This is a genomic window from Pseudomonas sp. GW823-FHT02E01, assembly GCF_058797535.1.
Window position 1 is genome coordinate 29,832 of sequence record NZ_JBXAJS010000001.1, and the last position, 19,732, is coordinate 49,563.

A 19,732-nucleotide genomic window follows, 5' to 3' on the forward strand; every position below is an offset into this window, starting at 1 on the left:
GCACAACGCACGGGACTTTTTGAGCATTCTTATTTGATTTATGCCTGCCTATACTCGATTCAACCGCTTGGTCATGAACCAGGTCAGTCCCAATAAAAATAAACAGGGCACCCACCGTGAAGCCATTCTTGCTTGCCGTCGTCTCCCCACGTTCAGGTACCCGCGCGCGTCTCGGGAGACTCCAATGAACAACAACTGCCAACCTTTCCTCGCCGCCCGAGACTTCCTGCTGGAACACCGCACCGATTACGCCACAGCTGTGCGTGATTTCCGCTGGCCACAGTTGACCGAGTTCAACTGGGCTCTGGATTACTTTGACGCCATGGCCGAGGGCAACCAGGCCAATGCCCTGTGGATCGTCGAAGAGGACGGCAGCGAACAACGCTACAGCTTCCAGCAGCTGGCCGCGCGCTCCAACCAGGTGGCCAATCACCTGCGTGCCCTGGGCGTGCGCCGCGGAGAGCGCATCCTGCTGATGCTCGGTAACGACATCGCCCTGTGGGAAACCATGCTGGCTGCCTTCAAGCTCGGCGCCGTGGTCATCCCCGCCACCGCCCTGCTGACCCCTGAAGACTTGCGTGATCGCATCGAGCGTGGTCATGTGCGTCATCTGGTGGTCGGCGCCGCTCATGTCGACAAGTTCGACGGCCTGGGTGAAGGCTGCAGCCGCATCTGTGTTGGCCCGGCCCCCGCAGGCTGGACCCCGCACAGCGCTGCCAGCGAATATTCCGAACAGTTCGAAGTCGAGGGCCAAACGCTCGCCACCGACCCGATGCTGCTGTACTTCACCTCCGGCACCACCTCCAAGCCGAAGATGGTGCTGCACAGTCACCAGAGTTACCCGGTCGGCCACCTCTCGACCATGTACTGGATCGGTCTGCAGCCGGGCGACCTGCACCTGAACATTTCGTCCCCGGGCTGGGCCAAGCACGCCTGGAGTTGCCTCTTCGCACCATGGAATGCCGGTGCCTGCATCTTTATCCACAACACCGCACGCTTCAGCGCGCAAGCCCTGCTCCGCGTGCTGGAACGCTACGGCGTCACCAGCCTGTGCGCGCCGCCTACCGTGTGGCGCATGCTGATCCAGGAAGACCTGCCCAGCTACAAGACACGCCTGCGCCTGCGTGAACTGGTGGGCGCCGGTGAGCCGCTCAACCCGGAGATCATCGAGCAGATCCAGCACGCCTGGGGCCTGTTGCTGCGCGACGGTTTCGGCCAGTCGGAAACCACCGCCCTGGTCGGCAACACGCCTGGCCAGCGGCTCAAGCCGGGGTCCATGGGCCGTCCGCTGCCGGGCTACCGGGTGACCATGCTCGACCCTGATGGCGTGCCGGGTAACGAAGGCGAAGTGGCCCTGCCGCTGGATGTGCGCCCGCTCGGCCTGATGCTGTGCTACGAGGACAGCCCGGAAAAGACCGCCGAAGTGATGCGCGACGGCTACTACCGCACCGGCGACACCGCGCAGATCGACGAAGAGGGCTACATCACCTTCGTCGGCCGCGCCGACGACGTGTTCAAGGCTTCCGACTACCGCATCAGCCCCTTCGAACTGGAAAGCGCGCTGATCGAGCACCCGGCGGTGATGGAAGTGGCCGTGGTGCCAAGCCCCGACCCGGTGCGCCTGGCAGTGCCCAAGGCCTATCTGATCCTGGCCCATGAAGCCCAGGGCAGCCTCGAACTGGCCGGCAGCATCTTCGCGTTCGCCCGCGAGCACCTGGCGCCCTACAAGCGGGTACGGCGCATCGAATTTGTCAGCGAGCTGCCCAAGACCATCTCCGGGAAGATCCGCCGGGTGGAACTGCGGCAAATGGAAACGCAGCGCCGCCAGGGCGACGCACGTGGCCCGCAGGAATACTTCGAAGAAGACTTCCCGCAACTCAAGGGCTGAACCCAGGCCGGTACGCCGGCCCTTCTGAATCCAAATCCGACCGCTCGGCCATCCAGGCCGAGTGGCTTAACTCGACCCAAAGAAAGTAGGCAGAACTGAAAATGACCTCTTCCAGCATTCCAAGCGTCAAGCTTCTCATCAACGGCGAATTCGTCGAATCGCGCACAACCCAGTGGCGTGACGTGGTCAACCCGGCCACCCAGGAAGTCCTGGCCCGCGTCCCCTTCGCCACCGCCGAGGAAATGAACGCCGCCGTCGCCAGCGCCAAGCAAGCCTTCAAGACCTGGCGCAAGACCCCGATCGGTACCCGTTCCCGTGTCTTCCTCAAGTACCAGCAACTGATCCGCGAGAACATCAAGGAACTGGCCGCCCTGCTCACCGCCGAGCAAGGCAAGACCCTGCCGGATGCCGAAGGTGACGTGTTCCGCGGCCTGGAAGTGGTCGAGCACGCCGCCAGCATCGGCAACCTGCAGATGGGCGAGTTGGCCAACAACGTGGCTAACGGCGTCGACACCTACACCCTGCTGCAACCGCTGGGCGTGTGCGCCGGCATCACCCCGTTCAACTTCCCGGCGATGATCCCGCTTTGGATGTTCCCGATGGCCATTGCCACCGGCAACACCTTCGTCCTCAAGCCGTCCGAGCAGGACCCGCTGGTGACCATGCGCCTGGTGGAACTGGCGCTGGAAGCCGGTGTACCCAAGGGTGTACTCAACGTCATCCACGGCGGCGTCGACGCGGTGAACCTGATCTGCGACCACCCGGATATCAAGGCCGTGTCCTTCGTCGGCTCGACCAAGGTCGGCACCCACGTTTACAACCGCGCCACCCAGAACGGCAAGCGCGCGCAATGCATGATGGGCGCGAAAAACCATGCCATCGTCCTGCCCGATGCCAACCGGCAGCAGACCCTGAACAACCTGCTGGGCGCCTCCTTCGGCGCCGCCGGCCAGCGCTGCATGGCTCTGCCCGTGGTGATCCTGGTCGGTGAAGCGCAGGCTTGGCTACCGGACCTGATTGAGCGAACCAAGACCCTCAAGATCAACGGTGGCACCGAGCCGGGCACCGACATCGGCCCGGTGATTTCCTGCGCCGCCCTGGACCGCGTCAACGGCCTGATCGCCAGTGGCATCGAAGAAGGTGCAAAGCTTGAACTGGATGGGCGCAACCCGAGCGTGCCGGGCTACCAGGACGGCAACTTCGTCGGCCCGACCATTTTCTCCGGCGTCACGGCGCAAATGTCCGTGTACCGCGAAGAGATCTTCGGCCCGGTACTGTGCGTCATGCACGCCGCCAACCTGGATGAGGCAATCGAGATCATCAACGCCAACCCGAACGGCAACGGCACTGCCCTGTTCACCCGTTCCGGCGCTGCCGCGCGTCACTTCCAGGAAGAGATCGACGTCGGCCAGGTCGGCATCAACGTGCCAATCCCGGTACCGGTCCCGCTGTTCTCCTTCTCCGGTTCGCGCGCCTCCAAGCTGGGCGACTTGGGTCCCTACGGCAAGCAAGTGGTGACCTTCTACACCCAGACCAAGACGATCACCCAGCGCTGGTTCGACGAGGACGACACCAGCGGCGCGGTGAACACCACCATCACCCTGAAATGACCTTTGCCGGCCGGCGCCTTGCGTCGGCCGACGACAAGCGCGCGCAGGATTTCCTGCGCCACTGCCCCCTATCGTAAAAGGTAGCCAACATGCATATCGGATTTCTCGGCCTCGGCAACATGGGTGGCCCAATGGCCCGTAACCTGCTCAAGGCTGGCCACAGCCTGACCGTCTTTGATCCCTTCCCCCAGGCGGTCGCCGCCCTGGTGGAGGCCGGCGCCAGCGCCGCCGACTCGCCCGCCGCCGTGGCCAAGGCCAGGGTCGAGGTGATCATCACCATGCTGCCGACCGCCGAACACGTGAAGCAGGTCTATCGCGGCAAGGACGGCCTGCTGGCCAATATCGGCCCAGGCGTGTTGCTTATCGACAGTTCGACCATCGACCCGCTGAGCACCCGCGAAGTGGCCAAATATGCCCTTGCCCAAGGCAACCCGATGCTCGACGCGCCGGTATCCGGCGGCACCGGCGGCGCGGCGGCAGGCACCCTGACCTTTATGGTCGGTGGCCCGGACAGTGTGTTCGACCAGGCCCTGCCGATCCTCTCGGCCATGGGCAAGAACATCGTGCACTGCGGCGCAGCCGGCAACGGCCAAGTGGCCAAGATCGCCAACAACATGCTGCTCGGCATCTCCATGGTTGGCGTCGCCGAAGCCATGGCCCTGGGTGTGGCCCTGGGTATGGAAGCCAAGGTGCTGGCCGGGATCATCAATACCTCCAGCGGTCGCTGCTGGAGCTCGGAGGTCAACAATCCGTTCCCGGGTGTACTGGAAAACGCGCCGGCCTCACGCGGCTACAGCGGCGGCTTTGGCAGCGACCTGATGCTCAAGGATCTGGGCCTGGCCACCGAAGCGGCCAGGCACGCGCGTCAACCGGTCGCGCTCGGTGCTGTAGCCCAGCAGCTGTACCAGACCTTCAGCCTGCAAGGTAATGGCGGCCTGGACTTCTCCGCCATCATCCAACTGTTCCGCGGAGAAGCCTGAGCATGAGCGAGCAGCAAGCCCCGGTGCTGGCCAGCGTACGCAACCGCGTCGGCCACCTGACACTGAATCGGCCAAGCGCGTTGAACACCCTGGACCTGCCCATGGTGCGCCTGCTATGTCGGCACCTGTGGGCTTGGGAACAGGACCCGCAGATCGTCGCCGTGACCATTCGCGGCGCCGGTGAAAAGGCCTTCTGCGCCGGCGGCGACATTCGCATGCTGTACGACAGCTACATTGCCGGCGACAACCAGCACGAGCTGTTCCTCGAGGAAGAGTATGCCCTCGACGAATACCTGCATGGTTACACCAAGCCCGTGCTGGCGCTGCTCGATGGTTTCGTCCTCGGCGGCGGCATGGGCCTGGCCCAGGCCGCCTCGCTTCGGGTGATCACCGAGCGCACGCGGATGGGCATGCCGGAAGTCGGCATCGGCTTTTTCCCCGATGTCGGTGGCAGCTATTTCCTGCCGCGCCTGCCGGGGGAACTGGGAACCTATCTGGGCATCACCGGCTGCCAGGTGCGTGCCGCCGATGCCCTCTATGCGAACCTTGCCGACTACTACCTGCCCAGCGAACGGCTGGCCGAGCTGGATGCCTGTCTCGACCACCTGAACTGGACCGCTGCGCCCGACGAAGACTTGCAGGACTTGCTTGCCGACATGGCCACAGAGCGTCTTGCCGGGTCCGAGCTCAAGGCCTGTCGCCAGGCGATCGACGAGTATTTCGCCTTGCCCGATGTCCCGGCCATTCGTACCGCGCTGCAGCGTGAACAACGCCCCGAGCTGCAAGACTGGGCCGAGCAGACGGTGAAACTGCTCGACAGCCGCTCGCCACTGGCGATGGCCACGACGCTTGAGTTGTTGCGCCGTGGTCGTTACCTGAGCCTGGCCGAGTGCTTCGCTCTGGAGTTGCACCTGGACTACCAGTGGTTCGACAAGGGCGACCTGATGGAGGGTGTACGCGCCCTGATCATCGACAAGGACAAGCGCCCACGCTGGAACCCGCCAACCCTGGCAGAGCTGGAACCTGCCCGGGTGCAGGCCTTCTTCAACGAGTTTCAACGCGCCTGCGGCAAGCCCGTACGCACCGCCTGATCGGCAGGAGACTTTGCAATGCACGATATCGAATTGACCGAAGAACAACGCATGATCCGCGACATGGCGCGGGACTTCGCCCGCAGCGAAGTCGCGCCGCATGCCCAGGCCTGGGAGAAGGCCGGCTGGATCGATAACGCCGTGGTGGCGCAGATGGGCGAGTTGGGCCTGCTGGGCATGGTCGTGCCGGACACCTGGGGCGGCAGCTACACCGACTATGTGGCCTACGCCCTGGCCGTGGAAGAAATCTCGGCCGGCGACGGCGCCCTCGGCGCGCTGATGAGCATCCACAACTCGGTAGGCTGCGGCCCCCTGCTGAAATACGGCACCCCCGCGCAGCAGGACAGTTGGCTGCCGCTGCTGGTCAGTGGTCAAGCGATCGGCTGCTTCTGCCTGACCGAGCCACAGGCTGGCTCCGAGGCGCACAACCTGCGCACTCGTGCCGAACTGCGCGACGGTCAATGGGTACTCAATGGCGCCAAACAGTTCGTCAGCAACGGCAAGCGCGCCAGGCTGGCCATCGTCTTCGCCGTGACCGATGCGCAACTGGGCAAGAAGGGTCTGTCGGCCTTCCTGGTACCGACCGACAACCCCGGCTTCGTGGTCGACCGCAGCGAACACAAGATGGGCATCAAGGCCTCCGATACCTGCGCGGTGACTCTGAACAACTGCACCATCCCCGAGGCCAACCTGCTGGGTGAACGCGGCAAGGGGCTGGCCATTGCCCTGTCCAACCTGGAAGGCGGCCGCATCGGCATCGCCGCCCAGGCCTTGGGTATCGCCCGCGCCGCCTTCGAGGCAGCCCTGGGCTATGCCCGCGAACGCGTCCAGTTCGGCAAGCCGATCATCGAGCACCAGAGCGTGTCCAACCTGCTCGCCGACATGCACACCCGGCTCAACGCCACCCGCCTGCTGGTACTGCATGCGGCGCGCCTGAAAAGCGCCGGGCAACCGTGCCTTTCCGAAGCCTCCCAGGCCAAGCTGTTCGCCTCGGAAATGGCCGAGCGCGTGTGCTCCAGCGCCATGCAGATCCATGGCGGCTACGGTTACCTGGAAGACTACCCGGTAGAGCGCTACTACCGCGACGCGCGCATCACCCAGATCTACGAAGGCACCAGCGAAGTCCAGCGCCTGCTGATCGCCCGCGAACTGAGCCACTACGCGCTCTGAGCTCCTCCAGCCGGACGCGACTGCCGCGTCCGGCTTTTCCCTGTCTTGCCCCTTGTGGAGCTGCCCATGCCCGGCTTGCGCAATATTTCCATTAGCCGCCGTCTGTGGCTGATTTTGCTGACATCCATCCTGATGCTGCTGATACTCGCCGGCCTGATGCTCAAGCAGAGCTATAACGACCTTTATACCGCCAAGGCGCTGAAAACCCGCCACGTGGTCGAGACCGCCAGCGGCATCCTGCGCCACTTCCAAAGCCTGGAAGGTCAGGGCCTCAGTCGTGAGCAGGCGCAGCAGCAGGCCATCGCGGTCATGCGCGACTTGCGCTACGACCGCGAGGATTACTTCTGGCTCGAAGACCTCGACACGCGAATGATCATGCACCCCAACGCCGGGCTCGAGGGCAAGCGCATGGCCGGTACACTCGATCCCGACGGCAAGGCGCTGTTCGACGAAATGGTCGCCACGGCCAAACGCGATGGCGCCGGCCTGGTGCACTACCGCTGGCCCAAACCGGGTTCCGACACGCCGGTGGAAAAGGTTTCCTACGTCGAATTGTTCAAGCCCTGGGGCTGGATTGTCGGCTCGGGCATCTACATAGACGACGTGCAAGTAGAGTTCCGCCGCCAGCTGATTCAGGCCTGCGTCATATTGCTGACGATCACCCTGCTGCTCAGTGCGCTGATCCTGCTGATTGCTCGCAGTATCGCCTCGCCACTGGCGCGGGTGGTCGATGCGATGGAGAACATCGCCAGCGGCGAAGCCGACCTGACCCGCAATCTGGATAACCGCTGGCGCGATGAACTGACAGACTTGAGCGGCCATTTCAACGTGTTCACCAACAAGCTGCGTGGCGTGATCGGTCAGTCCATACAGTCCGCTGACAGCCTGGACCAGGCTTCGAAGTCGCTCGGCGAAATCGCCGCCGATAGCCAGAACCACAGCCAGCAGCAATCGCAGCAGATGGAACTGGTGGCCGCCGCCATCCACGAGGTCTCCTACGCCGTGCAGGAAGTGGCGAAGAACGCCGAGCACGCTGCCAACGAAGTTCGCCAGGCCGAAGAACAGGCACGTCGGGGCCAGCACAACATCGACATCAGCCTGCTCCAGATCGACCAGTTGTCCGATACCATCGGCCAGGCCGTCGAAGTGATCCAGAGCCTGGCCCGGGAAAGCACCCAGATCGGCAGCGTGCTGGAAGTGATCCGCGCCATCGCCGAGCAGACCAATCTGCTCGCGCTGAACGCCGCCATCGAGGCGGCGCGCGCTGGCGAACAGGGTCGTGGCTTCGCTGTGGTAGCAGACGAAGTGCGCCTGCTGGCCCAGCGCACCCAGCAGTCCACCGCGCAAATCCAGGACATGATCGAGCGCCTGCACGGCAACTCGCAAGCTGCAGTAGATGTCATCAATGCCAGCAGCCAAGCCGCTCGACAAACCGTGGAACAGGCCCACCAAACGGCTGAAAGCCTGCACCAGGTACTCGGCGCACTGCGCAATGTCACTGAACTGAACGCCTCGATCGCCAGCGCCACCCTGGAGCAGTCACACGTGGTCGAGGACATCAACCAGAACGTGACCCGCGCAGCCTCCCTGGCCCACGAAAGTGCCCAGGCAGCAGACCGGTCCAACGAGGCGAGCCAGGAACTGGGCCAACTTGCGGGTCAGCTCAATCGGCTATTGGGACAGTTTCGCGTATGAGGTCGATGAGTCACATGCAGCCCTCCAAAACCCTTTTTGCCGTGCCTGTCGACGAAGAACGCAACACGCGTTACCTGGAAACCCGGCACAAGGCTGTCGAACTGTTCGCCAGGCATGGTTTCAGCCGAGTCAGCATGCGCGACCTGGCCACTTGCCTGGGGATCACCGCCGGCTCCCTCTACAACCACATCGATAGCAAAGAGGAACTGCTGTTTGAGTTGATCGAGGAGCTCTACGAAGCGTTGCTTGACGGCGCCAGCCTGGTGACCCGTCGCAAATCCGCCCCCACTGTACGACTGCACGGCCTGCTTGAGGCGCACCTGCGGCTCCACGAGCGTATGGCCGCGCATTTCCGCCTGGCTGAGTACGACCTCCATTGTTTGAGCTGCGAACAGCAAGCCTCGATTCTGACCCTGCGCCGACGCTACGAGCAGCATCTGGTGGAGACCATAGACCAACTCACCGGTAAACCGGCTAGCGTCACCCGGCGCGCGACCGTAAGCGGCATCGTGTCCTTGCTCAATCAACTACCGGCCTGGGTTGGGCAGCCCAAGGCCGGCATTGGAGCACGCCGCAAGCTGCTGCATGAAATGGTGATGAGTACCCTGCAGGGTGCATTGCGGGCAACTGAGACGGCAGTCGTTCACGCATCGCCCTCCTCCCTGGCACTTAAATAAGTACCTGATTCCGACACCCTCTGCCGGCAGCCGACAAACCCTCGGATTTTATTTTCTTACTCTCCACTGGCCCCGATGTTCATCGCTTCACGTCGGGTCAATCAGTCCTGCCACTGCACACCCCACCATAAGCTCCAGCCCAGCGGGCTATGGGTCGGGTGTAAGGAGAATAAAAATAATGAATCCAGGTTTTACATCATCACTCAACCACTTGCTCGATGCTGCCACGGCTGGATCGCAGCGCGTCCCAGGCGTAGTCGCGGCAATAGTCGGGCGTGACGGTCTGGTCTATGAGGGTGCATCAGGTCAACGGACGCTCGGTCAAGCCCCTGCCATGACGACCGACAGCGTTTTCGCCATGTTTTCCACGACCAAAGCGATAACCGCCACGGCGGTGCTGCAGTTGTTCGAAGAGGGCCGACTGGATCTCGATGCGCCTGCCAGGAACTATGTGCCGATGATCGGCGAACTGAAGGTGCTCGAGGGGTTTGATAGCGACGGAACGCCTCGCCTTCGCGCCCCCAGAAAACACATCACCACTCGAATGCTTCTGCTTCATACGGCAGGTCTGGGTTATGAGTTCTTCAACGAAAACTACAACCGACTAGCCCAGGAACAAGGACAACCCAGCATCATCAGCGGGTCGTTGGCGGCGCTTCAAACACCCTTGCTGTTTGAGCCGGGTGAACAGTGGGAATACGGCTCCAACATGGATTGGGCCGGCCTGGTGGTCGAGTCCATTACCGGCAAGCGTCTGGGTGAAGTCATGCAGCAGCGTATTTTCGAGCCGCTGGGCATGACCGATACCGCCTTTACCATGACCCCGTCGATGCTCCAGCGGCGAGCCAGCATGCACCAACGCGCAGAGGATGGATCGCTTTGCGCACTCGAGGATTTCATCCTGCCACAGGCTCCCGAAGTGCACATGGGAGGCCATGGCCTGTATTCGACCGTGAAGGATTACTGTCAGTTTATCCGTGCCTGGCTTAACGATGGGCAGGGGGATCACGGACGGATTCTCAAACCGGAAACGATTCGTTTCGCTGAAAAAAATGGTCTCGAAAACCTGAAAGTAAAAGCCCTTCCCGGCGTTATCCCCAGTCTCACCAATACCGCAGAGTTCTTCCCGGGCATGCCCAAGTCGTGGGCGATGAGTTTCATGATCAACGATCAAGACGCCCCCACCGGTCGCCCTGCGGGTTCTTTGGCGTGGGCCGGATTGGCCAATCTTTTCTATTGGATCGACCGCAAGAACGGCATCGGCGGTTTTTGGGCCACCCAGATATTGCCGTTCGCCGATTCCGTTTCGGTCAATGCCTATCTGGATTTCGAAACGGCGGCCTACCGCTATCTGACCCGCTGACCCGGCACTGATTCGATGCAGATCGCATGAGAGCCCCCGGGGCTCCAGGCGATGCTGCACGAAAAAAATTCCTCTCCAAAAACCAACAAAAACAAAACAGGTGATTCATGGAGATCTCCACACGTACCCCTGCGCGCGTTCGGCCCCTGGTGCGCGCACTTGACACTTCAACGATCGGTGCCGGCCTCGTGCTGGCGATTCTGGCGGGCAATGCCCAGGCCATCGATGTGGACGCCGGCGAATACACCGCTGCGCTTCCAGCCGGCAGCAATATCGGTTTGCTTTACCTGCAGCATGCGCAGCGGCGCTCGCTTTACAGTGATGGTCACAAGGTTGCGATCAAAGCGGGGCTCGACTCGGATATCGGCATACTGCGCGCCGCGCATTACCAGCAGTTGGGCGACTACACGATCAATACACAGTTCCTGTTGCCCTTCGGCCGCCTGGAAGGAACACGCGATAACGACTCGCTGGGACAAACCAGTGGCATGGGCGATCTGATTCTGGCGTCCACTCTATGGCTCGTGAATGACCCGGCGAAAAATCGTTACTGGGGTATTGCACCCTACCTGTACGTGCCGATCGGAAACTATGACCGCAACGATGCACTCAACCTTGGCGAAAACCGTTGGAAGATGACATTGCAGACAGGCTATGTGACCGGTCTCACTGAAAAACTTTCCCTGGACCTCACCGCGGATGTGACCTTCTTTGGCAAAAATGACGACCTCACGAGTCAAGACCTGACGTTGCGCCAGAAGCCGCAGTGGCAAACCCAGACCTACCTGAGGTACGCCGTGACACCAAAACTTTCGGTGCATGTCGGTGCGTCTCGACTCTGGGGCGGTGAGACGCGCATTGACGGTCAGGATCAGAACGATGAACCCGACACCAGTAAATACCGTGTCGGCTCGTCATACTGGATAACCCCCTCCTTCCAGGCCCTGCTCAACTACGGCCAGGACGTCTCGGTCGACAACGGCTTCAAGGAAAACCAGCGGGTTAACCTAAGGCTGTTGTGGGTGTTCTGACCCACAGTGAATGGCACCGAGAGCGGGATGGACACCGCTCTCGATGCCCTCGTACCGCCTCGAATCGCTAGCGCAGCCGGCGCAGCCGGCGCTGCAAGGTCTGGGAGGGTAATTCACTGAAACGCTTGCGATAGATCCCCGCAAATTCACCCAGGTTCAGATAACCCCAGCGAAAGGCGATGGCCGAAACGGTGGTTCCCGATTGCGGGTCCGCCGCCAGCAGATCGCGGTGCGCCCCCTGCAATCGCTGCTCACGCAGGAACGCACCGGGCGTCATGCCGCGAAAACGCGCGAAGGCACCACTCAATGTCCGCACACTGGTCCCTACCGCACTGGCAATCTCACCCATCGTCGGCAGGCTCGCAGCATTGGCACTCATGAACTCTTCGGCAGCCCTGACATAACGGGGTGCAATCCGGTTCAGTGGACTATTCAAATCAAGCCCTGCCTGCCCGGCGCGGCCAGCCCATTCTTGCAGCATATGAACGCAAAGACTTTGCTCCAGGTGAGTACCCATTCGCCCTTCAGCCATGTGTGCGGGAGCTTCGGCAATACAACGAACCGTGTACTCCAGCAAACTCAGCCAGCTCGACCCGACTCCGCCGATGACGCACTTGTGTCTCCAGAACTGATCATCGGGCACGAACCCAAACCACTGCTGCGCCATCCGCTCCAATACGGCATGAGGAATGGTCAGATTCAGTTGCAGGTGATCAGGGTCGAGGTCGATCCGGTAATCGACACGACTGCAATCGGCAACGAATGATTCACCCATTGCCGTATCCTCAGTGACGGAACGCCGGGTCCAGTGCCGGGCATTGCCGCGAATAGTGGTAAGCAGTAGCGCATTCCCGGCTTCGGGCGAAAATTCATCGACGCTCACCGGCACGCCATAGGCAAAACGAGTCAGCGTCAACTCGCCAATCCTGGACGAATGCATGGTGGCGTGCGGCTTGATGGCCTGCCCTTTGGGTGCCACACGGTAGGGCATATACATGCGATCCGACCAGTCGCTGATTTCATCCCACTCGGTTGAAAAACTTTTGTGATGCTGGTGAATCGGCTTGCCGCTGGCATCGGTTAACAACGCATGTTCAAGAAGCATAGAGACACCTGATTTTTATTTTTTTAGGGTCCAATCGATGGCCAGACCTGCAACTCAGAGCAACGGCGGGTAGACCATCTGGTGTGACTCGCCCATCAGCAGCGGACGATTGAGCTTCGCGCAGGTGCGCAGGTAGTCGGCCACCAGGGTAATCCTCTTGAGGTTGCGCAGGTCCTCACAGTAGTACATCCAGAACTGTCGCGTGACCTCCACCTGATCCGGCAGCACTTCGCACAGACGGGGATCGGGGCCGGCGAGGAAGCAAGGCAGGATCGCCAGCGCGCGCCCTTCCAGTGCCGCATGGTACTGGGCGACTACGCTGGTGCTGCGCAGGCGGCTGCGCGCGCCGAGCATCAGGTCGTTCAGGTAGAGCAGCTTGAAGCTGAAGGCCAGATCATCGACGTAGGTCACGAACGGGTGACCGGCCAGATCCTCGCGACAGCCAATCGGCGGATGACTGGCCAGGTACTCCGGCGTCGCATACACACGCAAGCGGTAATCGCACAGCCGCGAGCACACGTACGGACCGCGCTCGGGCCGTTCCAGGGTGATGGCGATGTCCGCCTCGCGCCGTGACAGGTTGACGAAGTGCGGGACCGGCAAAATATCCGCCGAGATATTCGGGTAGTGCTCGAGGAAGTGGCTCATCTGCGCTGCGATGAAACAGGACCCGAAGGCTTCGGTACAGCCGATGCGCAGGTGCCCGGCAAGCCCTCCGGTGGTGCCGAAAACCTGTTCGCAGGCTACCAGCAGCGTACTTTCCAGGGTTTCGGCGTGGCAGACCAGGCGCTGCCCCTCCACGGTCAGCACGAAGCCTGCGGTTCGCGATTTCTCGAACAACATGGCGCCCAGGCTCTGCTCCAGGGCGCGGATGCGTCGCGCTACCGTGGTGTAGTCCACCCCCAGGCGGCGGGCTGCACCGCTTGCGGTGCGGGCACGAGCGACCTCGAGAAAGAAGCGCATGTCGTCCCAGTTCAAGTGACCTTGCGTTGTACTTGTTTGCATATTCATCAGGCTTTCCTGCCGTACTTTGAGAGGGCCAGTGAATAAAAAGCGCGGGCCCGGGGAGTGGCAAGGCGCCGCGCAACGCTCAATCGTCAGAACTGTTCGTCAGCAAGGCCGTACAGTGGCGCACTGCCGGCACGGATGCTGGCTTCCAGGCTCAGCGTCCGTGGCAGCAGGCGGGCGAAGTAGAACTCGGCGGTGGCCAGTTTGGCAGCGTAGAACGGCGGGTCCCGGTCAAGCCTGGACCGGGCCACGGCGGCCATGCGCGACCACATGTAGGCGTAGGCGACATAGCCGAACAGGTGCAGGTACTCCACGGAGGCTGCGCCGACTTCGTTGGCGTTGGCTTTGGCCCGCTCCAGCAGCCAGTTGCTGAGGCCCTCCAGGCGCTCCAGGGCCTTCAGCAGTTCGCTGCCATACGCGCTTTCGTGGTGCAGCGCGAAGTGGCGGACTTCCCGAGCGAACAGGCGTAGCGCGACGCCATCGTTGGCCAGCACTTTGCGTCCGAGCAGGTCCAATGCCTGGATGCCATTGGTGCCTTCGTAGATCTGTGCAATACGCACATCACGGACCAATTGTTCCTGACCCCATTCGCGGATGTAGCCATGGCCGCCGAAAACCTGCTGGCCGTTGATGCAGCTTTCCAGGCCGGTGTCGGTAAAAAACGCCTTGGCCACTGGCGTCAGCAGCGCAACCAGGATCTGCGCGCAATCGCGCTCGCTGGCATCGTCGGAAAACTTCGACAGATCCAGTTGTTGCCCGACATAGCAGGCGAATGCGCGACCGCCTTCGGTCATGGCTTTCATACCCAGCAGCATACGCCGCACATCCGGGTGAGCGATGATCGGGTCGGCCGGTTTGTCCGGGGCCAAGGCACCGGTGGGAGCCCGACCTTGAACCCGTTCGCGAGCATAGGTGACGGCGCTCTGGTAGGACGCCTCGGCGCAGCCGATGCCCTGAATGCCAATCGACAGGCGTTCGTAATTCATCATGGTGAACATCGCCGCCAAGCCTTTGTTCTCTTCACCGACCAGCCAGCCACTGGCGCCGTCGAAGTTCATCACGCAGGTGGCCGAGGCCTTGATGCCCATCTTGTGTTCGATCGAACCGCAACTCACGGCGTTGGCCGCGCCGAGGGAACCGTCGGCATGGACCAGGACTTTAGGTACGACAAACAGCGAAATGCCCTTCGGGCCAGCAGGCGCGTCCGGCAGTTTGGCCAGTACCAGATGAACGATGTTTTCAGTCAGGTCCTGATCGCCCCCGGTGATGAAAATCTTGCTGCCGGTGATCCTGTAGCTGCCGTCAGTCTCAGGTTCGGCGCGGGTGCGGATCAGCCCCAGGTCGGTACCGGCATGGGCCTCGGTGAGGCACATGGAGCCGGCCCAGCGGCCTTCATACATCGGCGGCAGATAGAGGTTTTTCAGGGCGTCGCTGGCGTGGGCGTCCAGCGCCAGGCAGGCACCGGAACTCAATGCGGAATACAGCGCAAAACTTGAGTTGGCGCCGTAGAGCATCTCTTCGAACTGCACGGCCAGCATTTTCGGCATGCCCATGCCACCAAACCCGGGGTTGCCGGACAGTCCCACCCAACCGCCTTCGATGTAGGTTGCGTAAGCCTGTTTGAAACCGATGGGGGTGGTGACCCGGCCCTCATGCCACTGCGCGCCTTCTTCGTCGCCACTGCGATTGAGGGGCGCAATCAGGTGCGAGGTGACTTTGGCCGCCTCCTCGAGAATGGCGTCTGCCGTATCGGTGTCGATGCTGTCGGTCAAGGCCGGCAGGCGCGCCCACATGGCCGGAGCATCGAACACTTCGTGCAGCACAAAGCGCATGTCGCGCAGCGGGACTTTGAATTCGGGCATAACGTAAACCTCGTTGGCACGGTTGTGTCATGGGCAGGGCACAGCCGAATTCGGCCTGCACGAACCCGCAGCAGCAGGTCAAACACCTGCTGCCAGATGGATGCAATGTCAGATCGGGTCAGAGCGCCTTGGCCCGCTCGCGCAACACATACTTCTGGATCTTGCCTGTGGAAGTCTTTGGCAAGAGCGTGAAGATCACCGTGCGCGGTACTTTGAATCCGGCCAGATGCTCACGACAGAAACTGATGATGTCAGCCTCGCGAACGTCCTGGTGATCAGCCTTCAAGGTGACGAACGCGCAGGGCGTTTCGCCCCATTTCTCATCGGGACGGGCGACCACGGCTGCCTCCATCACACCCGGGTGGCGATAGAGCACCCCTTCAAGTTCGATGGTGGAAATGTTCTCGCCGCCCGAGATGATGATGTCCTTGAGCCGGTCCTTGATTTCGACGTAACCGTCAGGATGCCAGACGGCCAGGTCACCGGTGTGGAACCAGCCGCCTTCGAACGCTTCGGCAGTGGCGCTCGGGTTCTTCAGGTAGCCCTTCATGACGGTGTTACCGCGTATGAAGATCTCACCGATAGTCTGGCCGTCACGCGGGGTTGGCTCCAGCGTTGTGCTATCGCCGACCATCAAGCCTTCCAGCGTCGGGTAGCGCACGCCCTGTCGCGACTTGATCTGCGCCCTCTCCTCCAGGGAAAACTCATCCCATTCGGCGTGCCAGGCGCAGACCGTCACCGGGCCATAGGTTTCGGTCAGGCCAAACACATGGGTGACCTTGATGCCCATCTCTTCGACAGCACCGATGACTTTGGCCGGTGGCGCAGCGCCCGCGACCAAGGCATTGACCGGGTGATCGATGGCCGCTTTCGCTGATTCGGGCATGTTCACCAGTGCATTGAGCACGATCGGCGCACCGCACAGGTGAGTGACCTGATGCTCGCGGATCAGCGTGAGGATTTTCTGTGGATCGACCCGGCGCAGGAAAACGTGCACACCCGCCAGGGCGGTGATGGTCCATGGATAGCACCAGCCATTGCAATGGAACATCGGCAGGGTCCAGAGGTACACCGGATGGTTGCCTATGGCCCAGGTCATCTGGTTGCCCAATGCGCTCAGGTAAGCGCCGCGATGGTGGTAGACCACGCCCTTGGGGTTGCCGGTGGTGCCTGAAGTGTAATTCAGCGAAATGGCCTGCCACTCGTCGCCCGGCCATTGCCAGTCGAATGCCGGGTCGCCTTCGGCCAACAGCGCTTCGTAGTCAAGGTCGCTCGCGGCCTGACCTTCACCGTATTCCGGGTCATTGACGTCGATCACCAAAGGCGGGTGATCCAGCATGCCAAGCGCTGCCTGGATCACATCATGGAACTCGCGGTCGGTAATCAACACCTTGGCTTCGCCATGCTGCAGCATGAATGCGATCGCCTCGGCATCGAGGCGCACGTTGAGCGGGTTGAGCACGGCGCCGATCATCGGCACACCGAAATGCACTTCAAGCATCTCGGGAATGTTGGGCAGCATCACCGCCACCGTGTCGTCCTTGCCGATACCGCGACCGGCCAGCGCCGAGGCCAGGCGTCGGCAACGGGTGTAGGTCTGCGCCCAGGTGCGACGAATCGAACCGTGGATGACGGCGAGGTGATCGGGATAAGTGCTGGCGGTGCGCTCGATGAAACTCAGCGGAGACAAGGCAATGTGGTTGACAGCCGAAGGGCCTAGGCCTTGGTCATAGATAGACATGTGCGGGTACTCGATGGCTGATTGTTAGCTCTATGGTTGACCTTGCAGCGCAGTCGCCGCAGTCACCTTCAAAGTCCGGATGACTTTATATAACACTGCGTCATTGATATGGAAGTAGAACCTACGTAGTATAGTATTAGTACTATATCGATTTCTGTTAAGTCCGAATCAATGCCGCCAACGCTCCAAGGCTGGTATATGCTTGGTTTCCCTGAGAAAGTGGACCCGCAATGACCCTGACGCCCGTTCGATTGCACAGTTGGTTGCGCCTGCAGCGCGAGGGTGTGTCTCTGGCCGCCCGGGCCGATGCGCTGTGTCGGGCGCTGCAGGATTGCCCTGAGGTGCAGCGGGCGGTTTACCTGAGCTGGCAGCCCAATGCGCGGATCTACAGCCATGAGGGCGCCGCCCAGCATTTACCGCCGGGACTTGGCGACCCGGCGCTGGCCAGCGACCAGTTGCTCTTCGAGCATCTGGTCGAGGCAGGCCGCCTGGACCTGGCTCAAGTCCGTCAACTCGATTGCTGGTTGTCCGGCCGGTTGCGCCGGGCCGCGATCAGCCATGGCCAGGTATTTGATCTGGCCTTGCAGCCGGGGCAGCCGGGCTTGTTGCTGGTGGAAGTGCGCGAGGGCGTGAGCCTCGATTGGCTGGGCTGGGTGCAGGATTTGCTGACGACGCTGCTGAGCAGCGTCAACGGCCTGCTGCGTGGTTCGCCACTGTTGGGGCACGATCCGCAACCGAGCCTGTTGCTCGATGCGCAAGGTCGACCGCTGGAGTTCAACGCGGCACTGATGGCGCTGCTCGCCGAGAAGTCACTGACCGATGTGTTGGGATTTTTACCGGTCAATCATCGGGTGCTGGTGCGTGCCTGCCTGGACCAGCAACGCGCCGTCGAAGGTGTCGAGGCTCAGTTTGAAACGCAGATCCTGATCTGGACGTTCATTCCCGATCCCCAGGACAACCGAGTGCTCGCCCGTTGCCGCGACGCCACGGCGCAAGTGCTGGCGGAGCGTGAAGCGGCCACCGCACGACGGCTGTACCGGCTGATCATCGAAAACACGACTGACCTGATATCCCGTCACACCCCCGAAGGTCGCGTTATCGATGCATCACCGGCGTCCTGGACCCTGCTCGGTTACTGGCCCGAAGAGTTGCGCGGGCAAATGGCCCAGGGCCTGTTTCATAGCCAGGACCTGGCCGCTCTGGTGCAGCGCGCGCGCGATGCACTGGAGCAGGATGGCTATCACACCATGACCTATCGCATTCGCCATCGCGACGGCCATTACCTGTGGTTCGAAACCGCCAGCCGGGCGATCCGCGAAACCTACACCGGGGCGGTGGTCGAAATCGTCAGCATATCCCGGGACATCACGGCCCGGGTGCAGGCCGAGGAGAACAAGCGACGCCTGGCCGAAGTGGTCGAGGCCAACATTGACCCGGTGTTGTTCATCGCTCCCGAGGGCCAGGTCACTTACCTCAATCCAGCCGCGCGACGCATCCTCGGGATTGATGAGCAACAACCCATGCCGGCCCTGGCCGCGTTGTTCGCAAGCGGCGACCTTGCGCGCCTGCAACGCGATGGCTGGAGGCGCGCCGAGCGCGACGGTGTCTGGAGTACCGATGCGCGTTTGCAACCACCGGGCGGGGGCACATCGGTGCCGGTGTCGCTGGTACTGCTGGCTCACCGTTCCGCCGGCGGTGAGCGTTATTACTCATTGGTCGCGCGCGACATGACCGAGCGCGAGCTGCGGGAAGTGCAACAGCGCCGTCATCAGGACGAACTGGCACACACCGCACGGCTGGTCACTCTCGGTGAACTGGCCTCGGGGATCGCCCACGAAATCAACCAGCCGCTGGCTGCCGTGGTCAACTATGCGAATGCAAGCCAGCGCTACCTGCAAACGCTGGATTCCAATCCCCAGGCCGCTGCCAGAGTGACCCAGGGCCTGGAACGCATTACCCATCACGCCACCCACGCCTCCGAAGTGATCCGACGGTTACGCTCCTTTTTGCGCAAGGGACAGCGTCGCATGCAGGCGCTGAACTTGACCGACGTCGCCCGCGAAGCCGTGCGTTTGTGTGCCTGGGAGGCGAGTAATTGCCAAGTGACAATCGAGGATCGACTGCCGGATAATCTGCCACCCGTTTATGCCGACCGCGTGTTGCTGGAACAGGTGCTGCTCAATTTATTGCGCAATGCCATCGATGCCAACCGTGAGCAACATCCCGGGCAACCCTCTGTGATCGTGATGGCCGTGGAGCATGGCAGTGGCGCCTGCGTGGAAATCAGTGTGCGAGACCAGGGGCCGGGCGTCAGCGAGCCGGAACTGGAACAGATATTTACCCCGTTTTACACCAGCAAGGCCGATGGCCTGGGGCTCGGTCTGTCCATGAGCCGCAGCATCATCGAAGGTTTCGGTGGCGAATTGAATGCCCGGCGCCAGCCTGTCGGGCTGCTGATGTGTTGCCGCTTGCCGCTTGCCGGCCCAACAAAACAACAATAGGAATCAGGTA

The 19,732-nt window shown here is 61.8% G+C and carries 14 protein-coding genes; 10 read left to right on the forward strand and 4 right to left on the reverse strand.

Annotated features, from left to right (window positions below; translation table 11 throughout):
* Nucleotides 1-184 precede the first annotated feature (184 nt).
* From AC1RDQ_RS00125 to AC1RDQ_RS00165, 9 genes are all read left to right on the forward strand, one after another.
* Nucleotides 185-1,888, forward strand: a complete 1,704-nt coding sequence (locus tag AC1RDQ_RS00125; RefSeq protein ID WP_492585803.1) for an AMP-binding protein — start codon at nt 185-187, stop codon at nt 1,886-1,888.
* 101 nt (nt 1,889-1,989) lie between these two features.
* Nucleotides 1,990-3,498, forward strand: a complete 1,509-nt coding sequence (locus AC1RDQ_RS00130; RefSeq protein WP_102672727.1) for a CoA-acylating methylmalonate-semialdehyde dehydrogenase — start codon at nt 1,990-1,992, stop codon at nt 3,496-3,498.
* 89 nt (nt 3,499-3,587) lie between these two features.
* On the forward strand, nt 3,588-4,478 hold the full coding sequence (mmsB, locus tag AC1RDQ_RS00135; protein WP_090456035.1) for a 3-hydroxyisobutyrate dehydrogenase: 891 nt from the start codon (nt 3,588-3,590) through the stop codon (nt 4,476-4,478).
* A gap of 2 nt (nt 4,479-4,480) precedes the next feature.
* Nucleotides 4,481-5,569, forward strand: a complete 1,089-nt coding sequence (locus AC1RDQ_RS00140; protein WP_492585805.1) for an enoyl-CoA hydratase/isomerase family protein — start codon at nt 4,481-4,483, stop codon at nt 5,567-5,569.
* 18 nt (nt 5,570-5,587) lie between these two features.
* Nucleotides 5,588-6,739, forward strand: a complete 1,152-nt coding sequence (locus AC1RDQ_RS00145; protein WP_492585807.1) for an acyl-CoA dehydrogenase family protein — start codon at nt 5,588-5,590, stop codon at nt 6,737-6,739.
* Between the two features lie 66 nt (nt 6,740-6,805).
* Nucleotides 6,806-8,434, forward strand: coding sequence for a methyl-accepting chemotaxis protein (locus tag AC1RDQ_RS00150; RefSeq protein ID WP_492585809.1), 1,629 nt, complete (start codon nt 6,806-6,808; stop codon nt 8,432-8,434).
* A complete protein-coding gene (locus tag AC1RDQ_RS00155; protein ID WP_492585811.1) occupies nt 8,431-9,111 on the forward strand; it encodes a TetR/AcrR family transcriptional regulator in 681 nt (226 codons plus the stop codon). Before AC1RDQ_RS00150 ends, AC1RDQ_RS00155 begins: the two co-directional genes overlap by 4 nt.
* A gap of 178 nt (nt 9,112-9,289) precedes the next feature.
* A complete protein-coding gene (gene acmB, locus AC1RDQ_RS00160; RefSeq protein WP_492585813.1) occupies nt 9,290-10,474 on the forward strand; it encodes a methyl acetate hydrolase AcmB in 1,185 nt (394 codons plus the stop codon).
* A 107-nt stretch (nt 10,475-10,581) separates the two neighbouring features.
* Complete coding sequence (locus AC1RDQ_RS00165; protein WP_492585815.1) at nt 10,582-11,505, forward strand: transporter; 924 nt, start codon at nt 10,582-10,584, stop codon at nt 11,503-11,505.
* A gap of 67 nt (nt 11,506-11,572) precedes the next feature.
* Here the strand turns inward: AC1RDQ_RS00165 and AC1RDQ_RS00170 are convergent, their stop codons facing one another.
* From AC1RDQ_RS00170 to AC1RDQ_RS00185, 4 genes are all read right to left on the reverse strand, one after another.
* A complete protein-coding gene (locus AC1RDQ_RS00170) occupies nt 11,573-12,610 on the reverse strand; it encodes an AraC family transcriptional regulator (protein WP_492585817.1) in 1,038 nt (345 codons plus the stop codon).
* A gap of 54 nt (nt 12,611-12,664) precedes the next feature.
* Complete coding sequence (locus AC1RDQ_RS00175; protein WP_090456048.1) at nt 12,665-13,621, reverse strand: LysR family transcriptional regulator; 957 nt, start codon at nt 13,619-13,621, stop codon at nt 12,665-12,667.
* A gap of 86 nt (nt 13,622-13,707) precedes the next feature.
* The gene (locus tag AC1RDQ_RS00180; protein WP_492585819.1) at nt 13,708-15,480 is read right to left on the reverse strand and encodes an acyl-CoA dehydrogenase C-terminal domain-containing protein; all 1,773 of its coding nucleotides are present in this window, start codon (nt 15,478-15,480) and stop codon (nt 13,708-13,710) included.
* 118 nt (nt 15,481-15,598) lie between these two features.
* On the reverse strand, nt 15,599-17,221 hold the full coding sequence (locus AC1RDQ_RS00185) for an acyl-CoA synthetase (protein ID WP_154908512.1): 1,623 nt from the start codon (nt 17,219-17,221) through the stop codon (nt 15,599-15,601).
* Between the two features lie 230 nt (nt 17,222-17,451).
* On the opposite strand from AC1RDQ_RS00185, the gene AC1RDQ_RS00190 reads away from it, so the two are divergent.
* Nucleotides 17,452-19,722, forward strand: coding sequence for a PAS domain-containing sensor histidine kinase (locus AC1RDQ_RS00190; RefSeq protein ID WP_492585821.1), 2,271 nt, complete (start codon nt 17,452-17,454; stop codon nt 19,720-19,722).
* Nucleotides 19,723-19,732 lie beyond the last annotated feature (10 nt).

Coding starts and splice junctions, on each gene's coding strand:
- AC1RDQ_RS00140 (WP_492585805.1), top strand. CDS start 4,481: ATGAGCGAGCAGCAAGCCCCGGTGCTGGCCAGCGTACGCAACCGCGTC.
- AC1RDQ_RS00170 (WP_492585817.1), bottom strand. CDS start 12,610: ATGCTTCTTGAACATGCGTTGTTAACCGATGCCAGCGGCAAGCCGATT.
- AC1RDQ_RS00185 (WP_154908512.1), bottom strand. CDS start 17,221: ATGTCTATCTATGACCAAGGCCTAGGCCCTTCGGCTGTCAACCACATT.
- acmB (WP_492585813.1), top strand. CDS start 9,290: ATGAATCCAGGTTTTACATCATCACTCAACCACTTGCTCGATGCTGCC.
- mmsB (WP_090456035.1), top strand. CDS start 3,588: ATGCATATCGGATTTCTCGGCCTCGGCAACATGGGTGGCCCAATGGCC.
- AC1RDQ_RS00165 (WP_492585815.1), top strand. CDS start 10,582: ATGGAGATCTCCACACGTACCCCTGCGCGCGTTCGGCCCCTGGTGCGC.
- AC1RDQ_RS00190 (WP_492585821.1), top strand. CDS start 17,452: ATGACCCTGACGCCCGTTCGATTGCACAGTTGGTTGCGCCTGCAGCGC.
- AC1RDQ_RS00155 (WP_492585811.1), top strand. CDS start 8,431: ATGAGGTCGATGAGTCACATGCAGCCCTCCAAAACCCTTTTTGCCGTG.
- AC1RDQ_RS00180 (WP_492585819.1), bottom strand. CDS start 15,480: ATGCCCGAATTCAAAGTCCCGCTGCGCGACATGCGCTTTGTGCTGCAC.
- AC1RDQ_RS00145 (WP_492585807.1), top strand. CDS start 5,588: ATGCACGATATCGAATTGACCGAAGAACAACGCATGATCCGCGACATG.
- AC1RDQ_RS00175 (WP_090456048.1), bottom strand. CDS start 13,621: ATGAATATGCAAACAAGTACAACGCAAGGTCACTTGAACTGGGACGAC.
- AC1RDQ_RS00125 (WP_492585803.1), top strand. CDS start 185: ATGAACAACAACTGCCAACCTTTCCTCGCCGCCCGAGACTTCCTGCTG.
- AC1RDQ_RS00130 (WP_102672727.1), top strand. CDS start 1,990: ATGACCTCTTCCAGCATTCCAAGCGTCAAGCTTCTCATCAACGGCGAA.
- AC1RDQ_RS00150 (WP_492585809.1), top strand. CDS start 6,806: ATGCCCGGCTTGCGCAATATTTCCATTAGCCGCCGTCTGTGGCTGATT.